This is a genomic window from Roseiconus nitratireducens (assembly GCF_008629675.1).
Taxonomy (GTDB): Bacteria; Planctomycetota; Planctomycetia; order Pirellulales; family Pirellulaceae; genus Stieleria; species Stieleria nitratireducens.
The window spans coordinates 49,851-75,227 of sequence record NZ_VWOX01000004.1 but is presented as its reverse complement, the minus strand read 5'-3'; the positions used below and the strand labels follow the sequence as shown (position 1 = coordinate 75,227).

23 protein-coding genes are annotated in these 25,377 nt (G+C 60.9%); 15 read left to right on the top strand and 8 right to left on the bottom strand.

The features are described from left to right. Positions 1-58 precede the first annotated feature (58 nt). Positions 59-1,255, top strand: coding sequence for a pseudouridine synthase (locus tag FYK55_RS08230; RefSeq protein WP_150075932.1), 1,197 nt, complete (start codon positions 59-61; stop codon positions 1,253-1,255). Between the two features lie 267 nt (positions 1,256-1,522). On the opposite strand, the gene fba is transcribed toward FYK55_RS08230, so the two are convergent. Next, on the bottom strand, positions 1,523-2,533 hold the full coding sequence (fba, locus tag FYK55_RS08225) for a class II fructose-bisphosphate aldolase (RefSeq protein WP_150075931.1): 1,011 nt from the start codon (positions 2,531-2,533) through the stop codon (positions 1,523-1,525). A 92-nt stretch (positions 2,534-2,625) separates the two neighbouring features. Between fba and FYK55_RS08220 the strand changes: the two genes are divergently transcribed. The 3 genes from FYK55_RS08220 to FYK55_RS08210 are packed head-to-tail and all read left to right on the top strand — an operon-like array spanning position 2,626 to position 4,780. After that, the gene (locus FYK55_RS08220; protein WP_150075930.1) at positions 2,626-3,204 is read left to right on the top strand and encodes an anthranilate synthase component II; all 579 of its coding nucleotides are present in this window, start codon (positions 2,626-2,628) and stop codon (positions 3,202-3,204) included. Next, a complete protein-coding gene (locus FYK55_RS08215) occupies positions 3,201-3,818 on the top strand; it encodes a DUF447 domain-containing protein (RefSeq protein ID WP_150075929.1) in 618 nt (205 codons plus the stop codon). Before FYK55_RS08220 ends, FYK55_RS08215 begins: the two co-directional genes overlap by 4 nt. Next, entirely contained in the window at positions 3,818-4,780 is a 963-nt protein-coding gene (locus tag FYK55_RS08210; protein WP_150075928.1) for a GHMP family kinase ATP-binding protein, read from the top strand. The genes FYK55_RS08215 and FYK55_RS08210 overlap by 1 nt, the downstream gene beginning before the upstream one ends. On the opposite strand, the gene FYK55_RS28955 is transcribed toward FYK55_RS08210, so the two are convergent. From FYK55_RS28955 to FYK55_RS08180, 7 genes are all read right to left on the bottom strand, one after another. Beyond that, positions 4,761-5,438: a histidine phosphatase family protein gene (locus tag FYK55_RS28955; protein WP_161604373.1), complete on the bottom strand. Its 678-nt coding sequence runs from the start codon at positions 5,436-5,438 to the stop codon at positions 4,761-4,763. The two genes, FYK55_RS08210 and FYK55_RS28955, sit on opposite strands and share 20 nt — an antisense overlap. After that, complete coding sequence (locus tag FYK55_RS28950; protein WP_161604372.1) at positions 5,438-5,797, bottom strand: hypothetical protein; 360 nt, start codon at positions 5,795-5,797, stop codon at positions 5,438-5,440. The genes FYK55_RS28955 and FYK55_RS28950 overlap by 1 nt, the downstream gene beginning before the upstream one ends. Further along, entirely contained in the window at positions 5,794-6,420 is a 627-nt protein-coding gene (locus FYK55_RS08200) for a thioredoxin family protein (RefSeq protein ID WP_150075926.1), read from the bottom strand. Before FYK55_RS08200 ends, FYK55_RS28950 begins: the two co-directional genes overlap by 4 nt. Positions 6,421-6,483: 63 nt before the next feature. Continuing rightward, the gene (locus FYK55_RS08195) at positions 6,484-7,845 is read right to left on the bottom strand and encodes a sulfatase family protein (RefSeq protein ID WP_150075925.1); all 1,362 of its coding nucleotides are present in this window, start codon (positions 7,843-7,845) and stop codon (positions 6,484-6,486) included. A 397-nt stretch (positions 7,846-8,242) separates the two neighbouring features. Beyond that, positions 8,243-9,622 carry a 3-deoxy-D-manno-octulosonic acid transferase gene (locus tag FYK55_RS08190; protein ID WP_150075924.1) on the bottom strand — a complete coding sequence of 460 codons (1,380 nt, stop codon included), beginning with the start codon at positions 9,620-9,622 and terminating at the stop codon, positions 8,243-8,245. 38 nt (positions 9,623-9,660) lie between these two features. After that, entirely contained in the window at positions 9,661-13,377 is a 3,717-nt protein-coding gene (locus FYK55_RS30045) for a preprotein translocase subunit SecA (protein ID WP_150075923.1), read from the bottom strand. A 733-nt stretch (positions 13,378-14,110) separates the two neighbouring features. Next, the gene (locus FYK55_RS08180) at positions 14,111-15,208 is read right to left on the bottom strand and encodes a glucose 1-dehydrogenase (protein ID WP_201743670.1); all 1,098 of its coding nucleotides are present in this window, start codon (positions 15,206-15,208) and stop codon (positions 14,111-14,113) included. A gap of 552 nt (positions 15,209-15,760) precedes the next feature. Here FYK55_RS08180 and FYK55_RS08175 point away from each other — a divergent pair. From FYK55_RS08175 to FYK55_RS08125, 11 genes are all read left to right on the top strand, one after another. Next, positions 15,761-16,438, top strand: a complete 678-nt coding sequence (locus tag FYK55_RS08175; protein ID WP_150075921.1) for a helix-turn-helix transcriptional regulator — start codon at positions 15,761-15,763, stop codon at positions 16,436-16,438. 128 nt (positions 16,439-16,566) lie between these two features. Beyond that, entirely contained in the window at positions 16,567-17,385 is an 819-nt protein-coding gene (sufC, locus tag FYK55_RS08170) for a Fe-S cluster assembly ATPase SufC (RefSeq protein ID WP_150075920.1), read from the top strand. Positions 17,386-17,468: 83 nt separating this feature from the next. Next, a complete protein-coding gene (gene sufB, locus FYK55_RS08165) occupies positions 17,469-18,875 on the top strand; it encodes a Fe-S cluster assembly protein SufB (protein ID WP_150075919.1) in 1,407 nt (468 codons plus the stop codon). A 148-nt stretch (positions 18,876-19,023) separates the two neighbouring features. Then, positions 19,024-20,340: a Fe-S cluster assembly protein SufD gene (gene sufD / locus FYK55_RS08160; protein WP_150075918.1), complete on the top strand. Its 1,317-nt coding sequence runs from the start codon at positions 19,024-19,026 to the stop codon at positions 20,338-20,340. Between the two features lie 24 nt (positions 20,341-20,364). Beyond that, positions 20,365-20,685 carry a metal-sulfur cluster assembly factor gene (locus FYK55_RS08155; protein WP_150075917.1) on the top strand — a complete coding sequence of 107 codons (321 nt, stop codon included), beginning with the start codon at positions 20,365-20,367 and terminating at the stop codon, positions 20,683-20,685. A gap of 257 nt (positions 20,686-20,942) precedes the next feature. Beyond that, on the top strand, positions 20,943-21,959 hold the full coding sequence (locus FYK55_RS08150) for an ATP-grasp domain-containing protein (protein WP_150075916.1): 1,017 nt from the start codon (positions 20,943-20,945) through the stop codon (positions 21,957-21,959). Between the two features lie 14 nt (positions 21,960-21,973). Next, positions 21,974-23,023 carry a hydantoinase/oxoprolinase family protein gene (locus FYK55_RS08145; RefSeq protein ID WP_150075915.1) on the top strand — a complete coding sequence of 350 codons (1,050 nt, stop codon included), beginning with the start codon at positions 21,974-21,976 and terminating at the stop codon, positions 23,021-23,023. A gap of 84 nt (positions 23,024-23,107) precedes the next feature. Then, positions 23,108-23,551: a hypothetical protein gene (locus FYK55_RS08140; RefSeq protein WP_150075914.1), complete on the top strand. Its 444-nt coding sequence runs from the start codon at positions 23,108-23,110 to the stop codon at positions 23,549-23,551. A 154-nt stretch (positions 23,552-23,705) separates the two neighbouring features. Then, a complete protein-coding gene (locus FYK55_RS08135) occupies positions 23,706-24,134 on the top strand; it encodes a hypothetical protein (protein ID WP_150075913.1) in 429 nt (142 codons plus the stop codon). A 292-nt stretch (positions 24,135-24,426) separates the two neighbouring features. Next, positions 24,427-24,951 carry a dockerin type I domain-containing protein gene (locus FYK55_RS08130; protein WP_150075912.1) on the top strand — a complete coding sequence of 175 codons (525 nt, stop codon included), beginning with the start codon at positions 24,427-24,429 and terminating at the stop codon, positions 24,949-24,951. An 81-nt stretch (positions 24,952-25,032) separates the two neighbouring features. After that, positions 25,033-25,341, top strand: a complete 309-nt coding sequence (locus FYK55_RS08125; protein WP_150075911.1) for a hypothetical protein — start codon at positions 25,033-25,035, stop codon at positions 25,339-25,341. Positions 25,342-25,377 lie beyond the last annotated feature (36 nt).

Here is a 25,377-nt window from a genome sequence, read left to right as displayed (position 1 = left end):
ATCGGTTTGGTAGGCTTGGGGCGTTTCCCGGGTTCTTCTCCATCCCTGATCAGCCACCATGCCGCGTCGTTCGTCCAAGCCCACCTCACGCCGATCCACCCGCGGGACTTCCAAGTCGGCTTCGTCTGGCAGGGGGCGGCCGCCAAAGCGGTCCGCCAAGGTTGCGAAAGGCAGGGCATCCAAAGGCAAGGATTCGCAAAGCAAACCGGCGGATGTGAAGGCTGCCAAGAGCTCTGGGCGAAAGTCCGCCGGGAAGAAACCGCGGCCCTCCAAATCGGGCGGCGTCGGCGGGCGGTCCGAGACCGGGTCCAGCCGAGACCAGCCACAGCGGTTGCAGCGGCTGTTGGCCGCTGCCGGCTTCGGCAGCCGACGCCAGTGCGAAACGCTGATCGAAGAAGGGCGTGTTGAGGTGGACGGTGCGATCGTGTCCAAGCTGGGAACCACGGTGGATCCGCAGTCCAGCAAGGTCCGCGTCGACGGGGTGCCGTTGCGACCCCAAAAGCTGGTGTACTACGCGGTGAATAAGCCGACCGGTGTGTTGAGTACCAATTCAGACCCCCGTGGTCGCAACCGCGTGATCGATCTGGTGCCCAACAGCGAGCGGGTGTTTCCGGTCGGCCGGCTGGATCAAAGTAGCCAGGGGCTGATGTTGCTGACCAATGACGGCGATCTGGCGCAGCAGTTGGCGCATCCCAAGTACGGCGTACGAAAGGTCTACCGCGTGACGGTGGCCGGGAAGATCGATTCGGAAACCATGCGGAACATGCGCAAGGGGATCTACATCGCCGAAGGGTTTGTCAAAGTCGAAGGCGCGAAGATTTTGAAGGCGCGGGCCCGGGCGACCGAGTTGGAGATCACCCTGCGCGAGGGCAAGAATCGGGAGATCCGGCGGATCCTGGCACGGTTGGGGCACAAGGTTCAGGTGCTGCGTCGGATCGCCATCGGACCGCTGCGTTTGGGCGATGTTCCTGCCGGAGCCTATCGCGAGTTGACGCGTGACGAAGTCCGTCGGTTGCGGTTGGCCGTCGAGCACAGCCGCAAAGAGATGGAGGAAGAAGTGGCCGGCGGCAAACGTGTTTCCGGAGGCCGGCCTGGCAAGAAACGCCCGAGCAAGAAGAAGAAAGCCGGGCGACGCCCCGAAAGTCGCGCCGACGTGACGGCCCGCCGCACCGCGCGGAGCCGCAAGACCAGCGAGTTCTCGTTCAAACCCAAGCGGAAGAAATCCGATGGGGGCTCGATCATCGGCGGCGAATAGTCAAGCTTCCTTTCCACTGAGGTGAAGAAGGCTCCGGTTGCCCGAGCCTGTGAAAGGTGCTTTCTGAAATTCACCCTCCCTCCGGGAGGGTCAAAGGCGAGGCACGAGCCTTTGGGGAGGGTGTCTTCAATAGCCAACCGAATCCAATCGCATCCGCTGTCGCCCTCCCCGCGTCGTCGCAAGCTCCTCCGCGACCCTCCCGGAGGGAGGGTGAAATAAGACTGCGATCGTGAGGACACCAACACCCTCCGCAATGGTTGCAGCTTTTTACAGCTTGGCCGCCAGCTTCGATCCGTTGCCGGCTTGGCCGAACGCAGTCATGCGGGCGATGCAGACTTCCTTCATCGCCGCGCGGGCGGGTTTCAGGTAAGCACGCGGGTCGAACGCGGAGGGATCTTCGGTCAGGACCTTGCGGATCGCACCGGTGATCGCCATGCGGCAATCGGTATCGACGTTGATCTTGCGGACCCCGCTCTTGATGCCCCGCTGAATCTCTTCCACCGGCACCCCGTAGGTTTGCTTCATTTCACCACCGTACTTGTTGATGATGTCCTGCAGCTCTTGCGGCACACTGCTGCTGCCGTGCATGACCAGGTGGGTGTTTGGGATCTTGGCGTGGATCTCTTCGATGCGGGTCATCGCCAAGACTTCACCAGTCGGTTTCTTGGTGAACTTGTACGCACCGTGGCTGGTTCCGATGGCAACGGCCAGCGCATCGACGCCCGTTTCATCGACGAACCGTTTGGCTTCATCGGGATCGGTCAGCAATTGATCGCGGGACAATTCGCCGACGGCGCCGTGGCCATCTTCCTGCTCCCCGCCACCGCTTTCCAGCGATCCCAGGCAACCGAGTTCGCCTTCGACGCTGACGCCTTGGGCGTGGGCCACTTCACAAACCTTTTTGGTCACCGCGACGTTGTAGTCGTAGTCGGCCGGCGTCTTTCCGTCTTCCTTCAGCGAGCCGTCCATCATGACACTGGTGAAGCCGTTGTCGATTGCCGATTGGCAGGTCTCGGGGCTGTTGCCGTGGTCCTGGTGCATCACGATCGGGATCTGGGGATACAATTCCGTCGCGGCCACCATCAGGTGGCGAAGGTAGGCGTCCTGGGAGTAGGCGCGGGCCCCGCGGGAAGCCTGGATGATCACCGGCGAATCCGTCTCTTCGGCGGCTTCCATGATCGCCTGGATCTGCTCCATATTGTTGACGTTGAAAGCCGCCACGCCGTAATCGTTTTCGGCGGCGTGGTCGAGCACAACGCGAAGAGGGACCAATGCCATGATCAGCAACCTTGGGGTAAAATGAAATTCGAGACGTTGAGTTTTGAGGCCGATTATCGCCGTGCCGGATCGCACCGCAAGGGCGCCGGCCGATGATTCTGCTGCTGGACAATCAAGACTCCTTCGTCCACAACTTAGCGCGGTATTTTCGCCGCACGGGGGCGGAAACGCGTGTCGTCCGCAGCCACCGGATCACGGCGGAAGACGCGATTTCGCTCAGTCCCCAGGCAATAGTGCTGTCCCCGGGACCCTTTGGGCCGCAGGAGGCGGGCTGTTGCGTGCCCCTGATTCGGCTCGCGCCGCCTTCGCTTCCGATCCTGGGAGTGTGCTTGGGGCACCAGGCGATCGGGGCTGCGTTTGGGGCTCGGATCGAACCCAACGAACCGCATCACGGAATGGCCAGCCCGGTCGCGCACGACGGCCGGGGGATCTTTGCCGATTGCCCGTCACCGATGGAGGTCGCCCGCTACCATTCCCTGGTGGTTTCGCCGCAGACGTTTCCCGATTGCCTGCGGGTGACGGCTACCAGCTTGGACGACGACGTGATCATGGGACTTCAGCATCGCTCACGACCCGTCTTCGGCGTCCAGTTCCACCCCGAATCCGTCCTCAGCCGGTACGGTGATCGGATCGTCAGCAACTTCGCTACTCTGGTGACATCGCTCACGTGATTATCGAATCGATCGTAACGACGGTGGGGCCCGAGGGCCAAGTCAACGTGGCCCCGATGGGACCGTTGGTGGGAGATCCGTCTGCCCTGCGCGTGGCTGGTCCCTGCGACCCGCAGTTTTTGTTGCGGCCGTTCGCCGGCTCACGCACGTTCGAGAATCTGAAGCGTTCACGCCGCGCGACGATCCATCTGACCGATGATGTGGGCCTGTTCGCCCGCGCCGCGGTGACCTCCGTCGATGCCACTGCGGATCAGATCCGGTGGCTGGAGGAAGACCGTTGGGCCGTGCTCAAGGATTGCCACCGCTGGTTCGCCGTCGAAGTGTTGACGATCGGCGGTCAATCGCCCCGCTATGAGATGTCCTGCCGAGTTCTGCACGGGGATGTGGTGCGGCCGTTCTGCGGGTTCAATCGGGCCAAGCATGCGGTGGTCGAGGCCGCGATCCTGGCGACGCGAACGCACTTGATCAACGCCAACGAACTGGCCACTCAACTGCGGCAGTTGACGATGCTGGTGGACAAGACCGCCGGGCAGGAAGAACGGGAAGCATTCGAAATGCTGCGACGCGAAATCAATCGTCGAAGTGAAGCGAAGTTGCGCGGCGGGACGGTTTGATGGAGTTGGCTAAGACGTTGTCGGTTCAGACCGGCGCCCGACTGCATTTTGGGCTGTTGGACACCGTGGCGCCCTTCGGCGGGTTGGGAGTCATGATCGACCAGCCCCGCACCGAAATCTGTTTCGGTCCCGCCGAGGAATTCAGTCCGGACCCTGCGATCGCCGATCGGGCGCGACCGATCGTCCGGCGGTGGGCCGATCTTGTGGGCAGTGATGGGTTGCCCGAACTGGCGATTGAAGCCCCCAAGGTTGCCCCGGCGCACAGCGGCTATGGAAGCGGGACGCAGCAGTCGCTCGCGATCGCCGAAGGGTTGTGCAACTATTTCGGTCGCTCGTTTTCCACCGAACAACTAGCGCGCGTGGTCGCTGCTCGCGGGAAGCGATCCGCGGTGGGGATCCATGGTTATTTCCGCGGCGGTTTGATCTTTGAGGCGTCCGCCCGGCATCCCGACCGGCTGAATGAAATCCAAGAGCGGATCGCGATGCCCGAGACCTGGCGCGTGGTGTTGTTTCGCCCCGTCGCCGCGGCGGCCGCCGTGTCCGGAGAGAGGGAACGGAAGCAGTTCGCCCAGCTGCGCGATCCCGGCAACCGGCAGCGCGACCGGTTGCGAACGCTGATCAACGACCAGCTATTGCCCGCGGCGAGGGCGGCGGACTTTTCGGCATTTTCCGACGCGGTTCAACGCTACAACCGGCTGGCCGGGATGTTGTTCGCCGATGTCCAAGGCGGGCCTTACAACGGTCCCGTGGTCAGCGAATTGATCGAGCGTCTGGATGCCAGCGGCGCCGTCGGCATCGGCCAGAGCAGTTGGGGGCCCGGAGTGTTTGCCTGGTGCATCGACCAGAAACACGCGGATGCGTTGGCGGAGACGATGGCGGCCGGCGATTTGCATGTGCAAATCACCCGGGTTCGAAACGAAGGCCGGCGGATTTGCCGGCCGATCAATGCTCGTTGCCCGTGATCAACTTGGCGGGCAGGTGGGTCACGGAATTGAAATAGTCCAACTGCCATCGTTCGTCGATCCGGTTCAACTTTGTAATCCCGGCATTCCGCATCGGGCCCAGTCCCGTCACGTCGATCGTCTCGCCGATCATTTCGGTCAGCATCAGTCGCTTGAAATCGGCATGGATCAGCAGGACAACGACCTCGCCATTTTGAAACGTTGACAGCAGGCGATCGCAAATGCGTTTGGCGCGTTGTTCCGCTTCCTGGTCGGTTTCGCGGTCTCGCCCGCCCCACCATCCCGAGTCGTCGATAGACGCTTCCAGGCGGCAACGTCTCTCAAATTCCGCCAACAACCGAAGGATGTGCGCACGACCCATGCCCATCGCGCCGGCAAAGTTCGTCTCGTCGTGACCACGGAAGCACCCGCCCCGTTCGAAGACGTGGTGCCAAACGTCCAGGTTGACCTGCGTCGCGGTCAAGATCGGCAGGGCCGTTTGCAAGGTCCGCAAAAACGGACTGGTGATCATCGCATCGATCTTCAACGTCGCCAGCCAATCGGCCAGGTGTTGCGCCTGCAGGCGGCCCACCGGCGTGATTTCAGGGTCTTCGACGCGCAGGTACGTTGGCCTGGCGTTGTTCTGGCTTTCGGCGTGCCGGATCAAATAAAGTTGCATCACGCCGGATCGGTATCGACTTGCTCGGATGCGTCGTCGCGTCGTCGAGACAAGAATCCGCTGATCAAATCCCACAGCATCCACTGCAAGACCGCCAGGGCCAACGGCGCCGAAAACAGCACGAACTGCAGGAATCCTGGACGGTGACTCCAGTCGGGTCCGGCGGAGGAGAACGCCGACATCACCACCAGCACCAGCGAGCCGTTGATCAGCAACATCAGCGCGGTCACGCCGGCGGAAAACAAAGCCGTTGCGGCTGCCGCGACGTAGGCGGCAATGCCAGGTCGTTTGGCGGCGACGACGTGATCCGCCAAGCCGTTGTCGGACACGGGATTCGCCGGTGGACGTCGTCGGTTCATCGGCCGCGTTTCCGACGCTCGCGTTCGAATCGAATCGTGCATCCGATCGGAACGGTTTCGGTGACCGCCAGCTCGTCCCCGGACAAAACCGATTCGATCGCGTCGGCCACATAGGTTTTTGTCACCGCATCGCCACCGGGGCTATCGTCAAGCGATCCCATGTAAACGACCTGGCGATCGCGGCCGAGGACGAAGAACTGCGGCGTGAATTTGGCACCGTACTGTTTGGCGATTTGCTGAGATTCGTCCCACAAATACGGGTAGGGAAACTGTTTCTCCTCGGCACGCTCTTTCATCGCCGGCATCCGGTCTTCTTCCACCGTGTTGACGTTGATGGCGACCACGGCCACGCCGCGGTCGGCGTACTCTTTGGTCAAGGCGATCAAGCGGTCTTCGGCGTCCAACGCATACGGACAACTGTTGCAGGTAAACACAACGACCACGGCTTTGGCATCCGACAGAGACGCCAGTGAATGCACTTGGCCGTCGGTGCCCGGCAATTCTTTCCAGGCCGGCGCAGGATCGCCGATATCCAACACCGAGTTGTACTTTCCCGCGTGGGACGGCAGGGCCGTCCAGCAGGCGAGAAACGCTAGCAGGAGGGGCAAAATCGGACGTGGCATGAAATCGGGGTGCAGAGGAAAGGGCGGCTGGATGCTTCGTCGCCGGGTCGGCGTGACCGATCCCTACGGCGTCACTTGGGTCTTGCGCTCCGTGACAGGGTACCACTGCTGGATCCTTTCAGCGAGCCGCGCGACGATCTCCGGATGTTCCTTCGCAACGTTGTGCTGCTCCGTCGGATCCTCTTCCAGGTTGAACAGCTGGGGACCCTTCTCGTCGCGGGGATGCGTCGATGCGTATCGATTCACTTCCCCATCGTAGGTCAGCAACAATTTCCATTCGCCCTGGATGCACCAGCGATAAAGCAGGGAGGCTTCCGGGTTTTCAATGTCCGCGATGTCGTGCGCGAAGCCTTCGCCAAAGATGGTGTCACGCTCGATGGCGCTGCCCTCAGTCAAGTGCGGGATCAAGTCAATGCCCGGAAGGTCGTCGGGGATTGGAGCCCCGGCCGCCGATAGGATCGTCGGCGCGATGTCGATGCTGCTGGTCAACTCCGGATGCACTTTGGCCGGGATCTTGCCTGGCATCCAATAGAAGATCGGCGTGCGAACACCGCCTTCGTAAGGAGTTTGTTTGCTCCGCGGCGCGTAGCCGTTCTTGTTCGGATCCTGAATCCAACCGTTGTCGGTCAGGTAAACGATCAGCGTGTTCTGCTCCAAGTCGCGCTGGCGAAGTGATTCCATCAGCTGTCCACAGGTCTCGTCAAACCATTCGCACATCGCGTAGTACTTCGCGACGGTCAAGGGATGCTTGTCGCGGTACTTCTTCAGCAGACGTTCGGGCGGCGTGTGGGGCGTGTGCGGCATGAACGGCGCGTACCACAAAAAGAACGGCTTCTTCTCCTGAACCGCCAGATCCAGGAATTCGTTGATCGGTTCAATCCCTTCGCGTCCGATTTTCAGTCCCGCGTCACCGTGGCGGCCGCCGCGGTTGGGGAAACCTTTCGTCATCCCGTGGGTGAATCCTGCGTTGCCAAAGCTTCCTTCCCACAATTTGCCGCTCTGATGACTTAAGTAACCAAGTTTCCCCAACGCCTCCGGGACGGTTTCGAATCGATCCAGGTAGGAGATCAATTGGGACCGACGCTGGTTGTACAGATCTGAGTCGCGTGGCGCGTACTTGGGTGAAGGATCGTTCCCGGTGACTCCGTGGGTGGACGCGTAGTGGCCGGTCAGCAGCGTTGCCAAGGACGGTCGGCACAGCCCCGTGGGCACGTAGCCGCGAGGGAACACGGCGGCTTCCGCTGCCAACCGATCCAGGTTGGGGGTTTTGACATCGGGATGATCCATGAACCCGTAGTCGGTCCAGGCCATGTCGTCGCTCAGGATCAAAACAATGTTCGGCGGGGCCGCCGTCGCGGTCGACATCGCCCAGTGAATGACCGCGGGCAGGGCAAGCAGGAGAAACGAGAGGGAGCGGAGATTCATCTTGATCCAGGCAGGCGGGTGGGGAGGGAACGCAAACACAGCCTGCATAGGATAACACGCCGGATTCGGTGCTATGTGGGGTGCTGGCGAGACAGTCGGTTCCAAGGCGGGAGCCTTGGAACCAGGGCTTTGGCGCATTCTCGTTCCCGGGCTCCCGCCCGGGAACGCGCTGCGGGCTGGCTCCGCCAGCTTCCGGTCCGTGGGGGCCGGCCGAGCCGGCGTGACAGTCGGTTCCAAGGCGGGAGCCTTGGAACCAGGGCTTTGGCGCATTCTCGTTCCCGGGCTCCCGCCCGGGAACGCGCTGCGGGCTGGCTCTGCCAGCTTCCGGTCCGTGGGGGCCGGCCGAGCCGGCGAGACAGTCGGTTCCAAGGCGGGAGCCTTGGAACCAGGGCTTTGATCAGGCCGCTCGTTGCTCGGGACCCAGCGAGCCGCGAATTTTCAGGTCCGTTTCCGACGGGCGAACGTGCTCCGCTTGTTGGGCCAACATGGACTCGATCGAGTCCAGGGTCCGTTTCGTGGCGCCGCGGTGCCGGCAGATCAGCTGTTGTGCCGCCCGGCCCAGAGCGTCGGCCGCCGGAGGGTCTTGCAGGCATCGCTCGACGAAGCGTTGCAATTCACTTTCATCTTCCGCCCGCACCGCCGCGTCGGCATCCAGCAGTCGATTGGCAATCTCGGCAAAGTTTCGCGTGTCCGGTCCGAACGAAACTGCGCTGCCGTATCCGGCCGGTTCCAACATATTCTGTCCGCCGCGGTCGCCGCAGAAACTGCCGCCGACCGTTGCGATCTGCCCCACGCCCCACCAGTGTCGCAGTTCCCCGATCGTGTCGATCAAGATGACCTGATCGGCGGTCCATTCGCGATGCCGCTCGGAGATCCCGTCGGATCGGCGGAACGCTGTCAGGCCCTGTTGCCGTATCAATTCCGCGACGGGGGAGAAACGTTCGCGGTGGCGTGGCACAAGGATCAGACGCAGTTCGGGGTGGACGGGAAGCAAGCGTTGGTAGATCCGCAACGCCATAGCTTCCTCGCCTTCCTGGGTGCTGCCGACGACCCACACCTGGTGCCAAGGATCGACGCCGGCCCAGTGCGAACGCGATTGCACGTCCACCGTGTCCCGACGCTCGGGGGCGTCGTCAAATTTCAGGGATCCGCTGACGTGCACGCGGTTCTCCGGGGTGCCGCATCGGCGGAAATTGTTCGCCGACGTTTCGTCCTGGCATTCGACGCGGTGGAGCGATTGAAAGATCGCGTGTGTCAGGAATCTGAATCGGCGATAGCCGGACGCGCTGCGGTCGCTCAACCGGCCGTTGATCACCATCACGCCGGCGCCGGACCGAGCGGATTGTCGGATCAGGTTGGGCCACAGTTCCAACTCCGCCAGTACAAGCAGTTGGGGGCGGAGGTGGCGAATCGTCCGTCCGACCGCCCAGCTGAAGTCCAACGGACCGAAGAAGACTCGGTTTTGACCGAAGCGTTGGACCGCCAGATCGTACCCGCTGTCGGTGCCCACACTGATCACGATCGGCAAATCCGGATGTTGCTGTTCCAGACGCGAGACGATGCCGCCGAGCAAGTTGACCTCGCCGACGCTGACCGCGTGCAGCCACAGGCATCCACTCTCCGTTGCTCCGCCCAACAGACGGGCGGCGTGATCGGCCGAAACGCCAAACAGCTTTTGTCGCCAGCCGCGTCGGTAACGTTGATGCTTGATCCTCCGATACAAGATCAGCGGCGCAACGGCGGTGAGGGCGACCAGATACAGCAGGTTGGCTAGCATCACGAGAATCCATTCTCTGTGGTTGGGGACGCGCTACGCTACTTTCGTAGGCAGCACTGTTTGTACTTCTTGCCGCTGCCGCAGGGGCACGGATCGTTCCGTCCAATCTTGACCCCCGTGTTGCGAATCGGCTCGGGGCGAGCGTCGGTCGACTGGTTGCTGGCCTCGGCCGCCTGTTGGGCCGCCGACTGCGGCGCGGTCCGGGTGGCCGTCGCGGTGCCACCCTGGGTGGTCACGGAGTGGGCTTCATCGTGCCGTGCTTTCGCGTCAACCCAGGTGCTGCGAATGAAGTCCTGGTTAAAAGACTCCATGCGGAAAATCAGCCCGGTGACTTGCTCGCCGACAGAATCCCACATCTTGTCGAACAGCCGCATGCCTTCACGCTTGTACTCGACCTTGGGGTCCAACTGGGCATAGCCCTTCAGACCCACGCTGCTGCGCAGGTGGTCCATCGTCAGCAAGTGATTCTTCCAAGCGTCGTCGACGATGCTCAACAGAATCTGACGTTCCATGCGCCGCATTTCGGGGTGGAATCGGTCGTCGACGGCGCCGTCGACCGCCAGCATCAGTTCCGCTTTGTTCATCCGAGCCAGGTCATCGGCGTCGGCCGAGGCACCCAATTCTTTGGACATCCAGTCGGCCAGGTCCTCCAGCTTGCCGTCATCGCCGGTCGCCACGATCGCCGTGGTGTCCTCGTCCACTTCACCGAACAGCTTGTCGACGCGACCGCGGGCCTCGGTGTAATACTCACCGGCCGACTCGCTGGTTTCGCGGCTGAACTGGACGAGTTGCGTTTTCAGTTCGTCGCGGTTCAGCGGCACCTCATCGACGCCAAGCGCTTGTTCAAACCGCCGCAGGATCCAGTCAACCAGGTTCTCGCGATCCAGGATGACCTGGGCACCCTGCTGGACGGTGAACTGCGAAATGCCGGCCAACGCCGGATACTCCGTTTCCTTTTCTCGATAAGCTTCTTCGGCACGTTGGACCAGGGCGCGGGCGACGGCCTTGCGATCCTCGACGTCCCGGAACTCTTCGGGTGTCGTTTCGATGCCGAATCGGTGTCGCATCCATCCGCACAGGACTCGCATCCCATAGTCCGCATCCAGCAGCGGTTCACCTTCGCTCAGGTCGACCTTTTCGATTCGTTCCTGACTTTTCTCGATCAACGTGTTGATCAGTTCGTCCCGATCCATCTTCTTCAGCTGGTGGTCCTGGTAATTGGTGCCCAGCGTCGTGTTGGACCACTTCGCCAGTGCATTCCAGTTCCATTCGTCTTCCATTCCTTCGGGAAGGTTTTCTTCGACAATCTCGTCGACGATCACCTCGGCGGCACGTTCGGCCTGTTCGCGGGAGTAAGCGGTCGCCATGGTGATGTCCATGTTCTGGAAATCTTTCGGTTCCAACACGCAACCGAGTTGCGTGCCGGCGAACGCGGCAAAGGATTCGACTCCGTAGTCCGGGTCCAGGAACGTGTCGACCTGCTGAACGATCTGTGAACGGATCAGTTCCAGGATCATGTTTCGCGAGCTGTGGCCGTCCAGCAGATTCTGGCGATAGCGGTAAACGCGTTTGCGTTGTTCGTCCATCACTTCGTCGTAGTCCAGCAAGCTTTTCCGCATTTCGAAGTTGCGTTCTTCGACCTTCTTTTGGGCGGCCGCGATCCGACGGGTCACCAGCTTGGATTCCAGCGGTTCGTCTTCCCGCATTCCGATCCGCTCCATCATGCCCTTGACCCACTCGCCCGCGAAGATTCGCATCAAGTCATCTTCCAGGGACAGGAAGAAGCGACTGGATCCGGGGTCGCCCTGGCGTCCGCAACGGCCACGAAGCTGCAGGTCGATGCGGCGTGACTCATGGCGTTCGGTGCCCAGCACGTACAACCCGCCGAGCTCGCGAACATGCTTGCCCTGTTCGCTCATGCCCTCGGCCTGGTCGATCTGCTCGACCAGCTCGCTCCATTCCTCGTCCGGGACGTCCAGGCGGGTGGCGTACTTGTGCTGCAGTTGGGCCCAGGCTTTGGTTTCCGGGTTGCCGCCCAGGATGATGTCGGTTCCCCGGCCGGCCATGTTGGTGGCGATCGTGACGGCGTGCTTGCGTCCGGCTTGCGCGACGATGTCGGCTTCGCGTTCGTGCTGCTTGGCGTTCAAGACTTCGTGCGGAACGCCGCGGCGGTCCAGCAAGCGGCTCAGCCGCTCACTCTTTTCAATGCTGACCGTGCCGACCAGGACGGGGCGCCCGGCGTATTCCACCGCGGTGACCTTTGACCGTTGGACCGTGGTGGCATCCTTTTCACCTTTGCCGACGAATTTCACCTGGTTGTCGTCTTCAGCGGTCACCTTGCCCCATTGCTCGGTGCCGTCCTTCATCACCAGCACGTCCCACTTGTTGGTCCGCTCGATTTCATCGGCCAACGCCCGGAACTTGAATTCTTCCGTCAGGTAGATGACGTCGGGATGTTCGATCCGCTGCAGCACGCGGTTGGTGGGAATCGCGACGACGTCCAATTTGTAGATCTTCCAGAACTCATTGGCCTCGGTCATCGCGGTTCCGGTCATCCCGGACAACTTCTTGTACATCTTGAAGATGTTCTGCAGCGACGCGGTGGCGAACGTCTGGGTTTCCGGTTTGATCGGAACACCCTCTTTCGCCTCCACCGCCTGGTGCAGGCCGTCGCTCCACTGGCGGCCTTCCATCAAGCGTCCGGTGAACTCGTCCACGATCACAATCTGGCGATCTTTGACGACGTAATTGACGTCCAGCTTGTACAGGTAGTGGGCCTTCAGCGCGTTGTCGATCAGGTGCGGCCATTCCATGTTGCCCGCAGTGTAAAAGCTTTCGACACCGGCAAGTTTTTCCGCTTCACGGACGCCCTCGTCGGTCAGCGTGACGTTGTGCTGCTTCTCGTCGACGGTGAAGTGTTCTTCGCGTTTCAGCTGGCGGGCCACGCGGTCCGCGTCGGAGTAGCGTCCCAGGTCCATTTCGCTGGGGCCGCTGATGATCAGCGGCGTCCGAGCTTCGTCGATCAGAATGTTGTCAACTTCGTCGATGATGGCGTAGTTCAACGGGCCCTGGCACTGCTGGGCCTCGGGCGGAAAACGGTCGTCGCCCTGTGAGGCCGGCCGCATGTTGTCACGCAGGTAATCGAAACCGAATTCGTTGTTGGTGCCGTACGTGATGTCGCAGCGATACGCGGCTTGCTTTTCGCGGGTCGACATGCCCGATTGGATCGCATTGACCGTCAATCCCAGGTTCATGTACAGCGGCGCCATCCATTCCATGTCCCGCCGCGCCAGATAGTCGTTCACCGTCACCACGTGAACGCCTTTGCCCTCGAGCGCGTTGAGATAGGCAGGCAGGGTCGCGACCAGCGTCTTACCTTCCCCGGTCACCATCTCGGCGATCTTTCCTTCGTGCAGCACCATGCCGCCGATCAGCTGGACGTCGTAGTGACGCATGCTCAAGAAACGCTTGCCTCCCTCGCGACAGACCGCGAAGGCTTCGGGCAGGATTTCGTCCAGCGTCTCACCACGCCGCAGTCGTTCGCGGAACGCCTTGGTCTGTTCCCGCAACTCGTCGTCCGTCATCGCCTCGTACTTCGGCTCCAACGCGGTGATCTCGTCGGCGCGAGCTTGCAGGCGCGCCACTTGACGTGCGTTAGCCGACCCAAAGACTGAAGTCACGCCCCGCTCAAAGGCGCTAAGTGCACCGCCGAAGACCGCACCGCTGACATCCGCAAGGGTTTCAAAAAACGACATCGCTGAATCGCTGTTCTTATGTTGGATCGTTAATCACTATCGCTGGCGTGCGACGCCGACTCCCGTGAGTCGATGTCGGACCGCCTGAATCGATCGACGGTGCCGCACGTCCGACTTCGCCTGTCGCGATGCCGAACGTTTGGGGCCGAGTGGTTTGGGGTTTGGTCTTGGGGTTCTGCTCCCGTCGTCCAGGCATCCTCTCGTCCAGACAATTGCATCCGCCGGACTGGTTCAACCATGGGGAACCCTCGCGGCGGACCCGCCGGGCCGTATCGGCCGGCATGGCGGGTTGGCTGTTGGTGGATTTTCCCAGGAACCGTGTCGCCGGAACGGAGACGTTTCGTTGGAGCAGACGCCAGATTGGCAGCGCAACCCGATCGGCGCCTAGATCAGCCAATTTGGGGCCAAACCGTCGACAAGGGCCCCGCGAACGCCGCCGATGTCATCATTTTTGCCCGTTAGGAGAAGCTAAACGCTTTGAGGATTTCAGGTTAGGTGTTTTGGGGGATTCGGTCAATGGAACTTCAGCCGGGCCGCCGCCGGCGTGTTTCCCACCGACGCGTTTCACGACGTGAGCCGACGTTGATGGGCGACCCGCCGGATCCGACCAGCCCCTGGGCGTTGCACCGCGCCGGAGGTTCGCGTGGCGGGTCGCCGGAGCGCCCGTCGACGCTGGTCACCGGAGCACCCGTCAACGGAGTGTCCACCACGACCGGCCGGGTCGAACGCGAAATCACGCGATGTCGACGTACACCTTCAGGGCGTCCTTGTCCTCGACCAGCAAACGCATCATTTCCTGGTAGTTCTCCATCCCTTGGACGGGGTTGGTCAAAATCTTCTTCAGGACGCCCGGGAACATCATGTCGCCCAGTGCCAGGTCTCGAATGCCGCTCTCGAAATGGGTGCGGTTGGCGTTCACGCTTCCCAGCAACAGTTTGTTGCCCAGAACCCAGTGCAGATTGACGCTGTCGGAGGGGATTTCGATGCTGTTGTTGCCTCCGGTGATGCTGGTCCAAACGACCACGCCGTTGTGGCCGACGTGTTGCATCGCTTGAAAAGCCAGCGTGCTGCTGCCGGTCGCGTCGACGATCAAATCGGGTTTGCCCGTTTTCTTGACCAGCGATTCCAGCGGAGTTTCCCGCGTGCTGACGTACTCCGCTTCCATCCCCGCAACGATCTCCGCTTTCAGGTTGGGGGCTTTGCCGCGGGCCAACGTGTAGACCTTCAACCCGCGAAGTTTCAGGATCAACGTGGTCAGCAGTCCGATCTGTCCGGCGCCAAAGACATAGGCCACTTCGGGACGCCAGATCTTCATGCGTTGCTGGGCCTCAAACGCTTGCTGGACCGCTTTGGCGGCGCAACTCATCGGCTCCTGCAACACGTGCAAGTGCTTCAGTCCCTCGGGGACGCGGACGATGTATTCCTCGTCGTCGACGAATTTCTCCGTCATGAAACCGTGCCGCAGGTTGATCCCCCGTTCGTAGTATTCCTCCTCGCTGGTCATGTCATTGGTGCCGATCAAGTCGTAGATCGACCCGCCGGGCCGGCGGACGGTAGCGGTCACGTAGTCGCCCGGCTTGACCCGATGAACGTTCTCGCCAACCGCTTCGACGATGCCGAAGGATTCGTGCCCGATGACCAGGAAGTCGTCTCCCTCGGGTGCTTTCCCGTACAAGGCCTCATTGATCTCTCGGTCGGTCGCATCGACACCCACCTTCAACGTCTTGACCAACACGCCGCGGCCGTGGGGGATCTGGTCGAGGGAAGGCTCGGGGATTTCAGTCAGGTGAACGCTATTGGGCGTGCCCGGGGTGACCGCGACAGCTTTCATCATTTCGGCTCGGAAAAAACGCAGGGGGAGGGAGGGATTCGGCAAGTTGCCCGCCAAACGCGGCAATCCTACCAGCCGCCCGGAAGACGGATCAGGGGGGGCGACGCGACGAACCGAGCCGCGTGGACCGCGTTGGACGTCCGGTCGGCACGTGGTGGGGTGGTTGAGGGCGACTCCCGGCGCGATTTCACCGCCAGCCTTCGGTATCGATGCCGACCGCTTCTCCCGTACCCGGAGAGCTGCCGGCACTGCTCGAATGCCCCTCGGTGGAGGAGTCTTTGGGGCCAGCGGCCGACGCATTTGAGTCGCCTTCGCAGCCAAATGGCGGAATGACGGCCGCAAGCGTGCGTTAGCGAGGTTCGCCCCTCGTCGAGTCGTCGTTTTTTTCGCACCGGCAGTTGTCAAAAAGGGCCGGCACTGCAACAGTAGGGGCAGACGCTTGGCAGCCGAACCCGTCGCGGCGGGCCCGGTTTTCACTGCTTCGAATTCACCGCTCGGAGCATTTTTCCGCTCCACGAGCCCGTTTTTAAAGCGCCCGTTCTCAAACTTCACATGTCCACACCGTCGTCCCTGACCCGATCCGACTCTGGCCCGTTGCGGTCCGTCGACCGAGATTTGCTCGGCGCGATGCGCGATGGGGAGTTCTTGGGGATCGGTGAGCTGACGGAGGCTTTGAACGTCACTGCAACCGCGGTCCGTCAGCGGATTGAGCGATTGCTTGAGCGGGGGATGATCGAGCGAGAGAAAGTGGTCTCCGGACGTGGACGTCCGACCTACCGTTACCGAATCACCGACCGCGGTCTCCGCGTGACCGGAGCCGACTCCACGGAGCTTGCCGAAGCGATGTGGGAAGAGCTGCGTTCGATCGAGGACGTCGGGCTCCGTGAACGGCTGATGCGTAGTGTCGCCACACGGTTGGGGCGTGAGTACGCATCGCAACTTAACGACGACGATTCGCTCGAGCAGCGGATGCGCGTGCTGTCCCAGTTGCTTGCTTCACGGCGGGTCAGCAGTGATGTGATCTCCGCCAGCGGGTTGCCGGTTTTAGATATCAGTTCGTGTCCCTACCCGACGTTTGCCGACGGTAGCCACGACCACTCCATGTGTCGGTTGGAAGAACAGGTGCTTTCCGAGGCCCTGGGCAAACCGGTGCAGTTAAGCATGTGTCGTTTGGATGGCGACGCGTGTTGTCAGTTTTCCCCCGCGGAGAATTCCGCAGGCGGCCGATAGGGCGAATCGACGCGTGACTTCTTGATCCCGGAGAAACGTTGCCGGGTCAGAGCGTCGCCCAACAGAGTCCGCAGGGGCATTTCCTGTCGCATCCAACAATTTTCATCGATCCTGATAAACCGAATTCAATGACACACGTTCTGAAAATCGAAGATCTGCATGTTGCCGTCGGTGACAAAGAAATCCTTCGTGGCGTCAACCTGACGATCAACCACGGCGAAACGCACGCCCTGATGGGGCCTAACGGTAGTGGCAAAAGCACGTTGGGTCTGGCCATCATGGGGCACCCCGGCTACGAGGTCACCGGAGGGGCGATCACCTTGGATGGCCGCGACGTTCTGGCCATGGAGCCGGACGAGCGGGCACGGGCAGGAATCTTCATGGCGTTCCAGCGACCGATGGCGATTCCCGGCGTCAAGATGGCGGACTTTCTGCGCCACGCAACGACCAACGTCCGTCGTCCGGAACGGAAGGAAGGCGAAGAGCTGATTCCGATGCGCGAGTTCCGAAAGGAGCTGAAGGAAAAGATGGAGCACCTGCGGATGGATAGCGAGTTCGCCCGCCGGTACGTCAACGACGGTTTCTCCGGCGGGGAAATGAAGCGCGCCGAGATCCTGCAGTTGGCAATGTTGCAACCCAAGTTTGCCGTGCTGGACGAGACCGATTCGGGGCTGGACGCCGACGCGGTGCGTCTGGCCAGCGAGTCGATCGCGGACATCGGTCACCAGAAGATGGGGCTGCTGATCATCACGCACCACGACAAGTTGCTCGAGCACAATCCGCCGGACTTCACGCACGTGATGCTGGGCGGTCGCCTGGTCGAAACCGGCGGAAAAGAGTTGGCCGATGAGCTTCATCGACACGGGTATGACCGAATCCGCAAGGCTTACCCCGAAGCCGAAGCCGCCAACCAGGAAATGTTGGCCGAGGAATCCGCGGCGGTTTGATCGGTTCGCGCCGACGCCGTCGGCGACCACGACCGACCAAGTTCATTTAACACAATTTAACTCCTTCGACGGAGCTGACCGAGATGTCAACCGACGCACCTGCCAAGCCTGAAATTGGCGAGATCAACAAATACAACTTCCGCACCGAAACCAAGGGCATCTTCAAAGCCAAGAAGGGTGTCAATCGGGAGGTCGTCAACCAGATTTCCGACATCAAGGGCGAGCCGGACTGGATGCGGGAATTTCGATTGCGGTCGCTTGAGATTTTCGAATCCAAGCCGATGCCCAAGTGGGGCGGCGCGATCGATATCAACTTTCAGGATATCTACTACTACCTGAAGCCGACCGCGTCTCAGGGCAAGACCTGGGACGATGTGCCCCAGGAGATCAAGGACACGTTCGACAAGCTGGGAATTCCGGAAGCGGAGAAGAAGTTCCTCGCCGGGGTCAAGGCGCAGTTCGAAAGCGAAGTCGTGTACGGGTCCCTGGAGGAAGAGCTGGCCAAAAAGGGCGTGATCTTCACGGATACGGATACCGCGGTCCGCGAGCATCCGGAACTGTTGCGGGAATACTTTGGCACGGTCATTCCTCCGGAGGACAACAAGTTTGCCGCGCTCAACAGCGCCGTCTGGTCCGGCGGATCGTTCATTTACGTCCCCAAGGGTGTCACGATCGACTTCCCGCTGCAGGCGTATTTCCGCATCAACGCCGAAAGTATGGGGCAGTTCGAGCGAACGTTGATCCTGGTCGATGAGGGTGCCAACGTGCACTATGTCGAAGGCTGCACGGCGCCCATGTACACGACCGAAAGTCTTCACAGCGCGGTCGTCGAAGTGGTCGTCAAGCGGAACGCCCGCTGCCGCTACACGACGATCCAGAACTGGGCCAACAACATTTACAACCTGGTGACCAAGCGGGCGTACGCCTACGGCGATGCGACCATGGAATGGGTGGACGGAAACTTGGGCAGCAAACTGACCATGAAGTATCCGGCCGTGCACATGATGGAGCCCGGTGCCCGTGGGGAGATTCTGTCGATCGCGTTCGCCAGCGCCGGTCAGCACCAGGATGCCGGTGCTAAACTGGTCCACGAAGCACCCAACACTACCGGTCAGATCATCAGCAAAAGCATCAGCAACAAGGGCGGCCGCAGCAGCTATCGCGGCTTGGTCTCGGTGATGCCCGGTGCCACCAACGCCAAGAACAACGTGGTTTGCGACGCGTTGATCCTGGATTCGGAAAGCCGCAGCGATACGTACCCGTACATCGAGATCAGCGAGCAGGATGTCCAGATCGGACACGAGGCCAGCGTGTCACGGATCGGTGAAGAACAGATGTTTTATCTGCTTTCGCGGGGCCTGACCGAACAAGAAGCCAGCACAATGATCGTCAACGGTTTCATCGAGCCGCTCGTCAAGGAGTTGCCGATGGAATACGCGATCGAAATGAACCGGCTGATTCAATTGCAAATGGAAGGCAGCGTGGGCTGATCCCCGTCGCTTCCGTCACCAACATCGCTTTTCTCGGTTGCCCGCCGATTGCGGGGCCGAGACGCAGCGTCGCCGCGACTTCGATTCCGGCCGAGCCCCGGCCGATCGCACCGGCGATGCGACTCTACCCAGCCTCATTGCAGTACCCATGACACAAACGATCGCAAATTCATTTGACGCCGCGGGGTTCGAAGCCTTGCTGGCGACCCATTCCGAGCCCGACTGGATGACAAGTCTGCGTCGGGAAGCCTTCGAGCACGCCCAGGCGATGGCGTGGCCCGAGCGGCGGCACGAGGAGTGGATTCGGACCGACATCCGCATGTTCCAGTTGGGCAAGTACCACGTGCCCGCAGAGCGGCCGCAGCTGGATGCCGCCACCATTGCCGGCGCCCATCAATTGCTCGAAGGCGTCAACCCCGCCGGCCGTGTCGAGACCGTGGACAGCTTTGTGACGGCCGAGTCACTGGAACCCGAGTTGGCGGAAAAAGGCGTCGTCTTTGGAAGTTTGTCCAAGCTCGCTCAGTCCCACCCCGACCTGGTTCGGCCTCACCTGTTCACCGCTTTCGATCCCGATCATGACAAGTTTGCCGCCTTGCATGCGGCGTTCATGACCGGCGGACAGTTCTTGTACGTGCCCCGCGGCGTGGTCATCGATCGGCCCCTGCACATCGGATCGATCATGACCGATGGCGGGACGGACACGACGCATACGCTGGTGGTTTTGGAAGAGGGTGCCGAGGCGACGGTGCTGCACGAATCGAACAGCCTGGACCCCAACGGCGGCGGACTGCACCTGGGGTCGGTCGAACTGGTGCAAAAGCCGGGGTCCCATCTGCGCTATGTCAACCTGCAGGAATGGGGACACAAGACCTACCACTTCGCTCAGCAAAAAGCGGTCGTTGATCGCGACAGCACGCTGCAGTGGACCATTGCCGCAATGGGGTCGATCCTGTCGAAAGTGAATCAGACAGTGGATTTGGTCGGTCCCGGGGCCGACTGCCAAGTCAACGGCGTGATGTTCACCGAAGGCCGCCAGCACTTGGCCTACCACACGCAGCAACACCATCGCGCCCCGAACTGTCACAGCGATTTTCTTTACAAGGCCGCCCAGCAAGACAAAAGTCGGACCGTGTGGCGCGGGATGATCAAAGTCGATCCCAAAGCCCAGAAGACCGACGGTTACCAACGCAACGACAATCTGGTGCTCTCACGCTCGGCACGCGCCGATTCGATCCCCGGATTGGAAATCGAGGCCGATGACGTGCGCTGCACGCACGGCAGCACCACCGCCAAAGTGGACGAAGAGCAGATCTTCTACGCCCGTTGCCGTGGTTTTACTCGGAAGGAAGCGACGCGTATGATCGTGGTCGGTTTCTTCCAGCAAATTTTTGACCGGATCACCATTGAGAGTGTCCGTGAAGCACTCGGTGCCGCCATCGCCCGGCAGGTCCGAGAGTACGAGTGATGCGTTCACACGGAGCAAGAAAACATGGCATTGGCTGAAGACAAGATTCGCGAATCGCTCAAGCAGGTGATCGACCCCGAGTTGTACGTCAACATCGTCGATCTGGGATTGATTTACGTGGTCAACGTCGGCGAGGAAAAAGAAGACGGTCGGCATGACGTCGTCATCGAAATGACCATGACCAGCCCGATGTGTCCGGCCGGACCGCAATTGGTGGCCGGGACCAAGGCTGCCGCTGAGGAACTTGAAGAAGTCGACAGCTGCGACGTCAAGGTCGTCATGGAACCGGCCTGGACGCCGGATTTGATGACCGATGAAGCCCGGGACCACCTGGGCATTTTCTAGCCGACTCCACCGGCGGGTGGTGGGGATGCTGTCGCGATCGAGAAAATCGCGTACAACATGATTTCGAACGCGGTTCGTCCGGATGGACAACCGCGGTCCGCCGGTTGCGGTCGCCGCAACGCGGATCACCCTGAGTTTCAGACCGAACCATTGCCACCGACTCCCTTCGCGGAGGCCGGGATTCATGTTGCCGCCGACTTGGAACGTCCACCTGTGCGGCCTTTCCGTTCCGATCCCTCATCCTCGAGGACAGCGAGTTGAAGGTTTTTGTCGGGGAATACATCTGCGGAGGCGGATTCGCCGGGCACGACAACGACCAGATCCCTGCCGGAATGCGGCAGGAGGGCGAGGCGATGCTTCGCGCGCTCAATGAAGACCTGTCACGCTTCTCCGAGACGACGGCCGTGGTCGAACAGCGGTTCGGAATCGATCTGGAGTTTTGCGACATCGTCCCGTTCAACGAGAAAAAGTCGTTGTGGGCACAGTGGGTGGCCGCGGCCCGGGGCTGTGATGCCGCAATCATCATCGCTCCGGAGAGCGACGGGATCATGGCGATGGGCGTGGCGGCACTTCGGTCCAGCGGCGTGGATACGATCGCATGCAGCGGCGATTTCCTTCGCGTTGCCAGCGACAAACTGCTGACCGCGCAATTGCTGCACCGTACCGGCGTCGCGCACCCGATGTACTACTCGCAGAAAGATCGACGGATGGCCAAGCGTTTGGCCACGCGGGAGCGCTTCGTCGTCAAACCACGTGACGGGTGCGGCACGCACGCCATTCGGACGTTCGACAATTTCGAAGAAGCACGCCGCGCGTTGTGCGAAAAGACGCTGCTCCAAGCGTGGGTGCCGGGACGCAGCATCTCGATTTCGCTGTTGGCGTCCGGGGCTTACCAAACCTTTTTGCCTGCCGTTTCGCAGACCATCACCGAAGACAGCTGTCACTACGTCGGGGGCTGCGGACCGCTGGACGATGACTCTCAGCGGAGAGCGGCGGCGCTGGCGTCACACGCGATTGCCGCGATGCCGCCGACGGCCCGCGGTTTTGTCGGCTTGGATTTGATCCTGGGCGACGAACCCGGAGAAGACTATGTGATCGAGATCAATCCGCGTTTGACGACTTCCTATGTCGGTCTGCGAAAGATGATCCATGGGAATCTTGCCGCACGTCTGTTCGACCTGGAACTCGGTCCGGTCAAATGCAAGGCATCGGTTGATTCGGTGTCTTGGACGCCCGACGGAAAGGTTTCGATTGATTCCGCCGTCACGGCGTGATCGGTGACTTTCGCGTGACTGGTTTGGGGCCTCAGCCGCCACGCGTGATCGGAATCGATATCGGCGGGGCGAATCTGAAGTACGCCGATACCGACGGACATGCGTTCGCGGTGCAGTTTCCACTCTGGAAATGTGCCGCACGACTGAGCGACCGCCTGGTGAAGGATCTCACTGGGCTGGCGCGCCCAGACGCGGTGGCCGTGACGATGACCGGTGAATTGGCCGACTGCTTTCTGGATCGTGCCGAAGGCGTCATCCACATCGTCCGTCACGCCACGCGAGCGATAACGAAGTTGGGCGGCTGCACGCCCCGGTTCTATGGCGTCGACGGTAGCTTTCACGATGCCGCGGAGGCGGATCAACGGGTGGACCTGCTGGCGGCATCCAATTGGCACGCCCTGGGTCTGTTTGTCGCACGTTTTGTGACGCCGCGGGGAACACTGGTGGATATTGGTTCGACGACGACCGACTTGATTCCGGTGGTCGATCGGAGCGTCGGGACCACCAGCCGAACCGACCACGATCGGTTGCGTGAAGGTTCGCTGGTCTATGTCGGTGCGGGACGCACCCCGGTGTGTTCCCTGGTGGACCAGCTAAGTCTGGATGGGGCACGGATCGGAATCATGCGAGAAGTCTTTGCCACGATGGACGACTGTCGGCTGCTATTGGGGCACGAACCGGTCGACGGCAGCGATGGGCAGACAGCCGATGGGAAACCGAGGGACGTTTTCCATGCCGCGAACCGTTTGGCACGGATGGTCGGGTTGGATCATCGCTCGCTCACCATCGACCAGGCTTCGGGGTTGGCTCGGCAGGTTCACGCGCGGGCCCGACGGTTGATTGCAGACGGATTCGACCGGGTGCACCAGGGCGGCGACGTTGTCGTCAGCGGATACGCAGCGGACCTGGCCGAGGATCTGGGACAGGGCTCGGCACGCATCTCATTGGACGTGCAGCTGGGACGAACACTCTCCCGCTCAGCCCCGGCGTACGCGGTCGCCAGGCTTTTGCAGGAGTGCATTGGTTTGCCCGGGCAGGATTCTGCCGATCGCCTATCCAGATAGCTGCTTCGCTACCACGCGTTCTCGAGTAGCATTGGTGATTGATGCCGGAGGCGGTACGTCCACGCCGACCTGAGATCGCAACCGTTGTCCAATCAGTTTGACTGCAGAAACGGATCACACCATTCGATTCCCAAAACGATTCAACAACTGCTCGTGATCGTCGCGGCGATCGGACTGGTCTTCGCGATCGTGAAATGGAACTGGGGACTGGCGATCTTCCTGGCTTCGTTGTTGCCGCTGGCCTACGGAGTGTACCGTTGGCGTCGGTCTTCGGGACTGGCCCGGTTGCTCGCCACCGCGTGGATCTTGGTTGGTGCGGGACTTGTCTATGGAACTTCGCCCGGTCCTTACGTTGGTTCCACGGTGATCCTTCATCGGCTTACCGGCGCGGGGCAATCCATGAACTCCTGGTTCGGCTTTCTTTACCGGCCACACATCGAGTTGTGCACCGGCCGTTTCGGCAGCGAGCCGTTCAATACCGTCTTCACCGACTACATTGTCCAATGGCAGGTGCTTTGCGGTCTGTAGTCCTTGGCTGAACCGTTGTCGAACACCTTAGCGGTCGTCGCCAGATGGCGACTTCAGCGTGGCACAATGTGGCGGATCCAGGTTTTTCGTGTGGATGATCACTCGTCGCGAGACGGTGATCGCAATCTTCATGCGGCCAAGGCGATACTGAACAATGAATGATCGCGATCTTCTCGAGCAGTTCGAAGACGGCTCACTTCCATTGAAGCACTGGAATCACCGAACGCACGTCAAGATTTCATTCCTGTATCTGCGTGACCATCCGTTCTCTCTCGCTCTCGCTAAAATGCGACGAGCCATCCAAGCCTACAACGCTGCGAACAACGTGCCCAGCAGCGAGTTCGAGGGCTACAACGAGACGACCACCCACGCATTCATGGTGTTGGTGAGCACGACAATGCTGGCCTACCAGTATCTGTTTCCTGTGTCGGACGCCGATAGTTTTTGCGAAGCGCATCCGCAGCTTATGAGCAAGCACGTCTTGCGGTTCTTCTATTCGCCTGAGCGTCGCAAACATCCCGAGGCCAAGACGCGTTTCATTGAACCGGATCTGGCGCCCCTGCCCGAACTCCCCGCGACCTGATCCACGTCTCCGCGTCACCGTCGGTTGGTGAGAGCGTCTTGCGTTGCTGTTTGAGGTTTCATCGGCCGGAGCATTGGCTGGGGCCATAATGCTGCGTCTGCATCAAGTTCTTCAGTTGCTACAATAGCTGAACAGCGCCACTCGGGGTGAGCCGCGTGGCACTTGCCGCAGGTTTTCTCGCCTCAACCGGCGGCGAGCTTCTTGCCGCTCATTGCGCGGCAAATCAAGGTGTTTTTGATTGAAAGTGGCGCTGTCCAGTTAGGCCAGCTACCCGATTCCCGAGGTTGAGCTGATGATCGCTCGTGCTCGAAAACGCAAACTGTCCGTCGAAGCGATGGAGAGTCGGCGAATGCTGCACGTCGGTTGTCTGCCGATCGAGGACATTCCCGGCACCGCGGAGGAGCCCGTTGAGGTGCGAATTGCCACCGATGTCAACGCCGACGGGCGAATCTCTCTTTTGGATGCCTTGCTGATCATCAATCAGTTGCCATCCGGGGACGGTTCGCCATGCGATCCCGTCGACCCAGATGGAGCAATGGCTCCGGACGTCAACGACGACGGATCGGTAACGCCGAACGACTTGCTAATCGTGTTGAACGAGCTAGCGAACCCTGGCGGTGATACTGCCGCAGCACTTTCTTCGGAATTCCTGAAATCCGAAGGGTTAGAATGGGAGCTTGCGCGGGTCGTTCCAGTGGGCGACGGTGCGGTTTGGGTCATCTATGCGACGCCTGAGCTCGAGGCGGTTCAACTGGGGGAAAGAGCGACGACGGTTGATCTCGAGTCACGAACGGTCGAGTTTGTTTTGCGAGAATAGGTTTCATTCCTGGCGTCACGAATCACCACCGCTGACTCGTCCTGTCATGGGATGGGGAATTTGAAAGAGAAGTGATCTGCAATGAACACCGATAGAATCGATGACATGGAAAAGGGGATCGCCATTTCGCGGCAGTTTGCCAAGCAGCAGCTTCAAAGCACGTCTGCCATGGTGGTGTCGGCCGCTTTGGCGTTTTTTGTCGCCAGAGTTGTCGGTCCTGGGATTGACGGTTTGGCACTGGCGATCGCAGCCGCAACTGGAGTGTCCGTGGGAGTCTGGAGCCAACCGGATGCCTACCGGCGAAACGGTTCTCTGACATTGGCGATTGTTTTGATCGCGGGCATGTGGGCGGTTCCGTTGTTCGTTTTTCTGATCTCGTTGTTCCCCTAAGACAAGCACTGGATAGCGCGGGGACGATGTTGGGCG